This is a genomic window from Frankia sp. Cppng1_Ct_nod (assembly GCF_920656135.1).
Classification (GTDB): domain Bacteria; phylum Actinomycetota; class Actinomycetes; order Frankiales; family Frankiaceae; genus Protofrankia; species Protofrankia meridionalis.
On the sequence record NZ_CAKKTK010000021.1, the window covers coordinates 54,171 to 63,431 of the forward strand.

Here is a 9,261-nt window from a genome sequence, read left to right on the forward strand (position 1 = left end):
ATGCCTTGTGACGACACACTCGTCAAACCCACCGGACTCATGGCAGGGTCACGGGGAACCCGGAGCCTGTGGACTGCTTCGCCTTCGGCGAGGTCGTCGTCCCACCCTGATCGGCCGGGGTGAGGGTCGCCCTCGGGGTCGGCGAACCCTCCGGAGTCGGCAGCACCGGCAGGCCGTTGGAATCCGTCGCCTGGGGCAGCGGATCCGTCTGAGGCTGGGTGGTCGGTCCAGGGGTCGGTGAGGGTGAGGCGTTCGTGACCGTCCCGACGTATTTCGGCGCGGGGAAGTTCTGGGGCGCCATTCCGGTCAGGGCACCTTCCATGAAGGCCTTCCAGACCTTTGCGGGATAGCCGCCGCCGTAGACGCCACCGGTAGCGCCCGGGATACCGGTGAGAGCGGTTGCCTTACTCACGCCGCCATCCCCACGGAACATGTTCACGCAGGCGGCAATCTGCGGAACGTAACCGCAGAACCAGGCGGTGCGGAAGTTGTCCGTGGTGCCGGTCTTGCCTGCCGCGGGGCGTCCGTCGGCAAGCGCGGCGGCCTTTCCGGTGCCTTCCTTGATGACATCCTGCAGGGCGTAGGTCACGTCCGCGGCCACACCCGCCGACAGAACGGTCTTCGAGTCCGTCGGACCCTCGTAGATGACTTTGCCCTTGCCGTCGACGACCTTGTCGACGATATGCGGCGTGGCGGCCTTCCCGCCGCTGGCAAAGGTGCTGTAGACGGCGACCATGTTCTTGGCGGTGATGCCGTCGCGCCCGAGGGTGACACCGGCGTCGTCGGTGAGCTGGACGTCCTTGGACACACCGAGGGCGTGCGCGGTGGCGATCACGTTGTCGATGCCGGCGGTGATGCCCAGCGGCACGAACACGGTGTTGATGGACTCCGCGGTCGACTTGATCAGATTGGGATAACCGAAGTTGCCGTGTTCCTCGTCGTTGTGCACGACATATGTTCCGCTGCCGTCGGAGGCGTTTCCGGGAATCTTCAGCACGTCCGGGGCCTCATAGGTCGAGTTCAGGCTGGCACCGTGTGTCAACGCGGCTGCCAGCGTGATCGGTTTGAAGGTCGACCCGGGAGGCACCTTCGCGTCCGAGACGTTGTCGACGTACGAGGTCTGGCCGTTCTGGCCCGTTCCGTAGACCGAGCCGCCGTACCAGGCAAGTACCCGGCCGGTGCCCGGTTCGACCGCGACCAGCCCGGTTTTCAGATCGGGAACGGCGGCATACGCCTTCTGGAGAACGTTCGTCACGGCCAGATAGGCAGAGGTCTGGCGGCCCTGGTCCAGGCTGGTCTGGATGCGCAGACCGTTCAGGTTGATCTGCTGTTCGCTGATACCCGCGGCAATCAGTTCCTCCTTGACCTGATCTCGGATGTAGGCGGCCTGCGGCGAGGACACCGCCAATCCGTTGGACTTGTCCCGTTCCCTGGTCACCGGCGGTTTCTTGTCCGGAGTCGCACGGGATGCGTCCAGCCAGCCCTTGGACACCATCGTGTCCACTACGTCATGCCAGCGGCGCTCGGCGGCAATCGGGGTCACCCGCGGGTCCAGCGCGTTCGGGGAGCGGATCAGCCCGGCGATCACCGCGCCTTCCTCCGCGGTCAGGTCCGAGGCCGGTTTGCCGAAGTAGGTCTTGGACGCGGCCTCGATTCCGTACGCCCCACGACCGAAGTAGATCGTGTTGAGGTAGAAGTCCAGAATATCGTCCTTGGAGTACTTCTGACCGAGTTTGACCGCCATGACGATCTCCGTCAGCTTGCGGGAGAACGTGCGCTCCTGGGTCAGGTAGGCGTTCTTGGCGTACTGCTGGGTGATGGTCGACCCACCCTGGGCGATCTCTCCACCACGAATATCCACCCAAAGCGCTCGGGCGATTCCCTTGGGTGAGATACCGGGTTCACTGTAGAAATTCTTGTTCTCGGCGGCGAGTACGGCATGCTGGGCGTCCACCGACACCTGGGACAGCGGGACGTCCGTCCGGTTGACCGTTCCGATTTTTGCGATCTCGGTTTTACCGTCACCGTAGGTGATGATCGACGTCTGTGCGGTGTTCACGCTCGCCGGCAGCGGCACCTTTGTCGCGGCGAACAGGACGGCGACCAGAGCCACGAACACCAGCGTGCTCATCAGCATCCCGACCAGGAGGAGTCGGCGAAACCACCGTGGACGGTTCCGCCACCACCTCGGACCCCGCGTGCCCTGACCGGGCCGTGCCACCTGAGCCGACCGGCGACCCGCGCGGCCGGGCGGCCCGTCCCCCGCCTGTTTCGGAGCGCCGCCGGTCGACCCCGCGGGGGAGTCGTCCGGATGCGGCCGGCGCACGTAGGTGGTGGAGTTGGCGGTCCGCTCACGGACACCGATGCGGTCCATCGTCGCCCGGTCGGTCGTGTCGTACAGGTTGTTGACAGCCCGACCCTGCTCGTCATGAGGTACCGACGTCCGGTCTGCGGCCTGACCGTCGTATGCGGCGCGCCTTGGGTGCCCGTCCACGGGGCGGGCATCGGTGTAGTCCCGGCCAGCCGGGGCACGGCGAACGTGGGTGCGACCGTTTTCGTCGTCGGGCGGGTACCCGTCCCGATCGTAGGTTGACCTCACTGACAGTCCCGTCCGTGGCGGCGGGGGTCCGGACCCCGCGTGGTCGGTGGCTGCCGGCAGACGCTACGCCGCTCCCGGGAAGCCCATACACACCGCCTCCGTCAACGGCCGCGCATGTATCGCAGGTGATGGCACCACATGCGATATCCGGCTATTCCTCGGCCGCCCTCCTGCGGGTGTTCCGCCGGCCCCTCGACTGCCCGGTCCCGATCACGAACGAAGTGGTCAGATGGTTCCAACCGCAGGAGGTGCAGACCTCGACAACATAGACGCGTAGCTCGCCGAACCGTTGCGCGAGGGAAGGCAACTCCCTGGTGGCGCGTACCCGGCCGGAGCTCACACCGAGCTCGTCACCGTAGATGTATGTGACGCCGGTCAGCGGATCATGACATCGGCAGACCGGACAGCGCCGCGTGGTCGGCTCACCGTGATACCTGGCCGCGCGCAGCAGATATGGGTGCGCGTCACACACGTCCGCCGTCGACACCCTGCCCGCATGCAGGTCGGCGAGTGTCGCCCGCCGGGCGAGTGCGTAGTCGATAACCGACCGTGGACGCATGCCATAAGACGGTACGCCGGATGCGACATCCCGGCAGACGGTCCGGGCAGACGGTCCGGGCGGATGCTCTGGGCAGACGGTCCGGGCGGATGCTCCGACACCGTCGAAGGTTCCCGAAGGCCGCATCCCCGAGTGCCCGGACCCGATCCGGCCATCTCGGCTTTCCATACCGGACATCCGTGGTTGCCTTGGTTGCCCCGAAGTGGCATGCTCGATGTATCGGAGCGATATGTCTGACCGCTAGATCGGCCCGCCTGCGGGTATGTCGGGTCAGATGGGCGGGTCGGGCATCCAGGCCATCCGGGCTGGATCTGGCGGAAGGGAGCGGGGATGCTGGAGTTGGCTGTCCTCGCACTGCTGTCAGAATGCCCGATGCACGGCTACGAACTGCGCAAACGACTCAACACCGTGCTCGGCACCTTCCACCGTTTCAGTTACGGGTCCCTGTATCCGTGCCTGCGCAAGCTGCAGGCCGAGAGCTACGTCACAGCCGATGACTCCACCGCCGCCGGTCGCCTCGGTGGTCGAAGTCGCGTCGTTTACACCCTCACAGCCGAGGGCAAGGAGCGCCTCGCCGAACTCCTTGGCGAGGGCGGCCCGTCCTCCTGGGAGGACGAGATGTTCGGTGTCCGGTTCGCCTTCTTCGGCAAGACCGATGCCGACGTGCGGCTTCGCATCCTCGAAGGTCGGCGTGGACGCTTGGAGGAACGGCGCGAGAAGGTCCGGGCCGCGCTGACAAGAACCCTCGAGCGCTTCGACACCTACACCCTCGAGCTGCAGCGCCATGGCCTCGAGTCGGTGGAACGCGAGGTTCGCTGGCTGACCGAGCTGATCGAGACCGAGCGGGCGCAGTCCCCGCCCACCAAGTTGTCCACAGAGTTGTCCACAGATTCGACGTCACCGACGCCGTCGGGTCCGGGGGAGAACGGTGACGAGGTCCCGCCCGCGCGCTAGCACGGCGTCACTTCGGTCCCGCATCCCGCCCACCCGTGTGTCCCACAACCGTAAAAAGGAGCAGATCGTCATGGGTTCGGTACGTGTCGCCATCGTCGGCGTGGGCAACTGCGCCGCATCCCTCGTGCAGGGGGTCGAGTACTACCGCGACGCCGACCCGTCGGCCCAGGTACCGGGCTTGATGCACAGCCAGCTTGGCGATTACCACATCCGGGATCTGGAGTTCGTCGCCGCGTTCGACGTGGACGCGAAGAAGGTCGGCCGCGACCTGTCCGAGGCGATCGTCGCCAGTGAGAACAACACCATCAAGATCGCGGATGTGCCACCGCTGGGTATCACCGTCGCCCGCGGGCACACCCTGGATGGTCTCGGCCACTACTACCGCGAGACGATCGCAGAGTCCGACGAGGAGCCGGTGGACGTCGTCGCAGCCCTGCGCGAGGCCCGGGCCGACGTCCTCGTCTGCTACCTGCCGGTGGGTTCCGAGGACGCGGCGAAGTTCTACGCCCAGGCCGCGATCGACGCCGGCGTCGCCTTCGTCAACTGCCTGCCTGTATTCATCGCCGGTCGCAGCGAATGGGCCGAGAAGTTCCGCGCCGCCGGTGTACCGATCATCGGCGACGACATCAAGTCGCAGGTCGGGGCCACCATCACCCACCGCGTACTCGCGAAGCTGTTCGAGGACAGAGGCGTCGTCCTGGACCGCACCATGCAGCTCAACGTCGGCGGCAACATGGACTTCAAGAACATGCTCGAGCGGGAACGACTCGAGTCCAAGAAGATCTCCAAAACGCAGGCGGTCACCTCACAGCTCTCCCACGACCTCGGCAAGGACAACGTCCACATCGGTCCGTCCGACTACGTCGCCTGGCTCGACGACCGCAAGTGGGCGTATGTCCGCCTTGAGGGCCGCGCGTTCGGTGACGTCCCGTTGAACCTGGAGTACAAGCTCGAGGTGTGGGACTCCCCGAACAGCGCAGGTGTGGTCATCGACGCGGTCCGCTGCGCGAAGATCGCCCTTGACCGGGGTGTCGGCGGCCCGCTGCTCGCCGCATCCTCGTACTTCATGAAGTCGCCGCCGGAGCAGTACCGCGACAACATCGCCCGGGACAAGGTGGAAGCCTTCATCCTCGGCGAGTAGAAACGTCCCGTACCGCTTCACGAAGGCATGTCATCGAAGCGGGCATGAACGAAAAGGGCCCGGCCGCTCGGAGGGGGTGGCCGGGCCCTTTCCTTCTCCCCGGCGGTGGCTCCGCCATCCCCCGGTTGCGCTGTCAGTCCAGGCGTGCCTGCGGCCGGGTGCCGGCCGTTGCCACCGGAGGAGCCACCGGACGAGACGTCGTCAGATCGAGATCGGACTCATGGGACGGTCGGGCGCGCAGGTACAGCAGTCCGCACACGACGTAGCCGAGACCGGCGACCACCACCAGGGCCGGCGACCTGCCCGTGACCGGCAAGGCGAACGCCGCGAGCGCGGCGGCAGCCACGTAGGCCACGTTGAACAGCAGGTCGTAGAGGGCAAAAGCGCGCCCACGGTAGGAGTCATCGGTCTCCTCCTGCACGATCGTGTCCACACAGATCTTGCTCGCCTGCGCGGCGAACCCGATCGGGAGCGACCCGACGATAAGAAGCAGCGACGAGAACGGAAGGCACAGCGCGATCTCGATGATCCCGGCGGCGAGCAGAACCAGACTGATCCAGGTCTGCTTGCTGATCCGCCGGGTCACCCGCGGTGTCACAACGGCGGCCGTCACCGTCCCCACCCCACCGGCCGTCACCACCAGCGCGAGACCGCCCAGGCCGCCGTCGACGCCGGTGAAGTAGTTGCGGTAGAGCAGGACCGCCATCACCGACGTCAGCCCGTAGGACGCCCTCGAGCCGGTCAGGGTGGCAAGCGCATACCGGGCTGGACGCCGCTGCCACAGGTGGGCCGCGCCCGCTGCCAGTTCCACGGCCACCTGTCCGGCCTCGCGGACAAGGCCCTGGCCGGGTGTTGGAGTCAGCGGGCCGAACTCGTACCGACCGGCGCGCGTGGCGGTGCCCGCCGCGGCCAGGTAGACGAGGCCCGCGAGGGCTGCCACCGTGGCGACGGCCGCGTCGTCCCCGCCGATCAGCCCACGCAGTCCGCTACCGATACCGGCGCCGAGCAGGGTCGCGAGTGTTCCGGACGTGGTCGACAGGGCGTTCGCCGTGACCAGCCTTCCGGTGGGGACGACCATCGGGAGACCCGCGGACAGCGCGGCGAGCACGAAACGGTTGACGCTGACCACCGCCAGCGCGGCCGCATAGAAGTCGGCCCCGGTGTGCCCGGCGGCGATCAGCATGACAAGCAGGGAGAGCAGGACCGCACGGGTCAGCGCGCAGACCACCAGCACCCGCTGCCGCGAGACCCGGTCGAGCACGATCCCGGCGAACGGGCCGATGACGCTGAACGGCAGCACCACGATCGCGAGCGATGCCGCGATCGCCCCGGCGGACGTAGCCCGCTCCGGGGAGAACAGCACGTAGCTGACCAGGCTCGCCTGAAACACTCCGTCGGCGGCCTGTGAGGTCAGTCGGGCGGCAAAAAGCCGCCGAAACCCCGTCCGCTTGAGGAGTTGTCGCAGATCTCCGGCCCGCGCCACACGCCCGAGCCTACGGACCCACCCGGGAGAAGGTCCGCAGCCTCCCGGGTCCGCGAGTGTCCGGTGGCCCGGCGGTGCCGCCACGGGCCCCGTCTCACCGCTACCACCTCCGATCAATACAAAATTTGATGTTGATATAATGAAAAAATGATCAAAGGGCCGCAGTCGGTCCTTACCGCCTTCCTCCGCCCCGGTACCCCGACCGGCAAAATCGGGCGTATCCGATGGACCCGTGTCCCGTCCCGCCATCGCGCCCTCACGGCAATGCTGATTGCAGCCACCGCAGTGCGTCTCGGTGCGATTGTCGGTTATTCACCCGCGCTGTGGTTCAATGACAGCTTCGAGTACCTGGGCGTGGCACTACGACCACAGCCATACGTGGTCCGACCATTCGGCTACAGTTTCTTCCTGATGGTGTCACAACCATTTCACAGCTTCCGGCTCGTGGTAATCGTGCAGCATCTGTCGGGGCTGGCCATCGCCGTCATGTTATACGCCCTGCTTCGCAGGTACGGAGCGGCGGGCTGGCTCGCCGCCGTTGCCACGGCACCCCAGCTCCTCGACGGATATCAGATTCAGGTCGAACACGTGGTGATGGCCGAGACGCTGTTCACCTTCCTCTCGGTAGCAGCCATCGTGACCCTGCTGTGGTGGCGTCAAGTCCCTACTGGTGCAGCCCTGGCAGCCGGTGTGCTTCTGGCGGCAGCAGCCCTGACCCGCACAGTCGGTCTCCCGCTCGCCATGACGGCCGTACTCTGGCTGCTTGCCCGGCGTCCAGGTCGGCGTCCGCTGGTCGCCTTCTCCCTCGCGCTGGTCATTCCATTGGCCGGATACTCCGCATGGTTCCAGTCGGTTCACGGCAAGGCCGGTATCACCGGCAGCGAAGGAGTTTTCCTCTACTCTCGGACGACGTCATTCGTGGATTGCTCCCGGATACGTCCGCCGGCGGATCTGGCGCTGCTCTGCCCGGCGGAACCACCCGGCGAACGCCAGCCGCCGTTGAACTACATCTGGAACACCGACACACCGTTGCATGCCATTCCCGGTCCCATCTTCAGCAGCTCGAAGGACTCGCTGGCCAGGAGATTCGCCCTGCGGGCCATCACAGCGCAGCCACTGGACTACGTTTCGGTGGCGGTTCGGGACTTCGCCCGGACGTTCGGACCGCGCGGAACGGACTATCCCAACGCGCTCATGACACGTCCCTTCCTGTTTCATGATCCACCGGACCCGGTCCCGAACCGGACGTACGTGGCGGGTGGGAGTGCTCTCGACGACGTCGACACCTACGAGCGCGGTAGCGCCGTCCACCATCTGCGACAGCCGTTCGCGGACTGGCTGGTGAGCTACCAGCGCCACGTCGCCGTACCCGGACCGGTGCTGGGCCTGCTGCTGCTCGCCTCACTGGTCGGCGTCGCGGTGACGGCCCGACATCGGCACCAACTCCGCGGGGCGCTTGTCCTGATCACTGCTGCAAGCCTGACACTGCTGGCCGTTCCGCCACTGACAGCCGGCTTCGACCACCGTTATGTGCTGCCCGCGCTCCCCTTTCTGGGTGCCGGGGCCGGATTGGCGGCTCATGCCATCCAGGTCATCCGGCGGTCACCCGATACCGGAGCGGATACACCCCGACCCCGACCCCGGCATCGGCTGGGATCGACGTGATCAGCTCCGCTAAACTTCTGCTGTCTGCGCAGGGGGGCGGGGTGAATTCGTGCCAATAATCGATCTTGCGCGGGTGGTTGCGGCGCTGCCGAACTACACGGTGGGTGAAGAACTCGGAACCGGTGCATACGGACTGGTCCTCGCCGGACATCACCGCGACCTCGACCGGGCCGTGGCGATCAAAGTTCTTTCCACCGCGTCGGACGGTGCAGTCCTGACCGACTTCAAGACCGAAGCCCGGCTACTTGCCGGACTCGACCACCCCCACGTCATCCGGATCTACGACTACGTGGAGAGCGGCAACCTCTGCCTGCTCATCATGGAGCTGCTGTCCGGAGGAACCCTCGGTCAGCGACACCGGACACTTTCCGCCGAAGCTGCCTGCGCTGCAGGGCTCGCCGTCGCCGAAGCACTGAACTGCGCCCACACCAGGGGGATACTGCACCGCGACATCAAGCCCGACAATGTCCTGTTCACCGAAACCGGGCAGTTGAAAGTCACCGACTTCGGCATTGCGAAGATTTTCGACACCACAACAGTCACCGCCAGTAAGATTATCGGTACTCCGAAATACATGGCGCCCGAACAGATCGACAGCGGCCGCCTCAGCCCGGCCACGGATCTCTACGCTCTCGCGGTCGTCCTCTACGAACTGCTCTCCGGAACCCCGCCGTTCGATCCGACGCTGCCCCTGATGTCGCTGTTCCGCCACAAACTTGAGGTGACTCCGCCACCACCCGCCGGGGTCCCCGACTCCGTGGCTGCAGTCCTCATGCGCACCCTCGCCAACGACCCGTCGGCCCGCCACCCCTCGGCCTACGCCTTCGCCCTGGACCTCGCCAGCGCCGCCGCCCGCCCCC

7 protein-coding genes are annotated in these 9,261 nt (G+C 66.3%); 4 read left to right on the forward strand and 3 right to left on the reverse strand.

Features of this window, described 5'->3' with window-relative positions; translation table 11 throughout:
- Window positions 1-37: 37 nt before the first annotated feature.
- Window positions 38-2,599 (reverse strand): transglycosylase domain-containing protein, encoded by a 2,562-nt coding sequence (locus NBW77_RS08820; protein WP_242606160.1) that lies wholly within the window; start codon window positions 2,597-2,599, stop codon window positions 38-40.
- A 151-nt stretch (window positions 2,600-2,750) separates the two neighbouring features.
- The gene (locus NBW77_RS08825) at window positions 2,751-3,158 is read right to left on the reverse strand and encodes a DUF5318 family protein (RefSeq protein WP_131749582.1); all 408 of its coding nucleotides are present in this window, start codon (window positions 3,156-3,158) and stop codon (window positions 2,751-2,753) included.
- Window positions 3,159-3,488: 330 nt separating this feature from the next.
- Here NBW77_RS08825 and NBW77_RS08830 point away from each other — a divergent pair, with 330 nt between their 5' ends.
- Both NBW77_RS08830 and NBW77_RS08835 read left to right on the forward strand, forming a co-directional pair.
- Window positions 3,489-4,112, forward strand: a complete 624-nt coding sequence (locus NBW77_RS08830; RefSeq protein WP_131749441.1) for a PadR family transcriptional regulator — start codon at window positions 3,489-3,491, stop codon at window positions 4,110-4,112.
- Window positions 4,113-4,182: 70 nt separating this feature from the next.
- On the forward strand, window positions 4,183-5,253 hold the full coding sequence (locus NBW77_RS08835) for an inositol-3-phosphate synthase (protein WP_131749442.1): 1,071 nt from the start codon (window positions 4,183-4,185) through the stop codon (window positions 5,251-5,253).
- Window positions 5,254-5,386: 133 nt separating this feature from the next.
- Here NBW77_RS08835 and NBW77_RS08840 read toward each other — a convergent pair whose 3' ends face one another.
- Window positions 5,387-6,736, reverse strand: a complete 1,350-nt coding sequence (locus NBW77_RS08840) for an MFS transporter (protein ID WP_250279543.1) — start codon at window positions 6,734-6,736, stop codon at window positions 5,387-5,389.
- A 285-nt stretch (window positions 6,737-7,021) separates the two neighbouring features.
- Between NBW77_RS08840 and NBW77_RS08845 the strand changes: the two genes are divergently transcribed.
- Both NBW77_RS08845 and NBW77_RS08850 read left to right on the forward strand, forming a co-directional pair.
- Window positions 7,022-8,401, forward strand: coding sequence for a hypothetical protein (locus NBW77_RS08845; protein ID WP_250279544.1), 1,380 nt, complete (start codon window positions 7,022-7,024; stop codon window positions 8,399-8,401).
- A gap of 49 nt (window positions 8,402-8,450) precedes the next feature.
- On the forward strand, window positions 8,451-9,261 hold an 811-nt coding region (locus tag NBW77_RS08850; protein WP_250279545.1), incomplete at its 3' end, for a serine/threonine-protein kinase.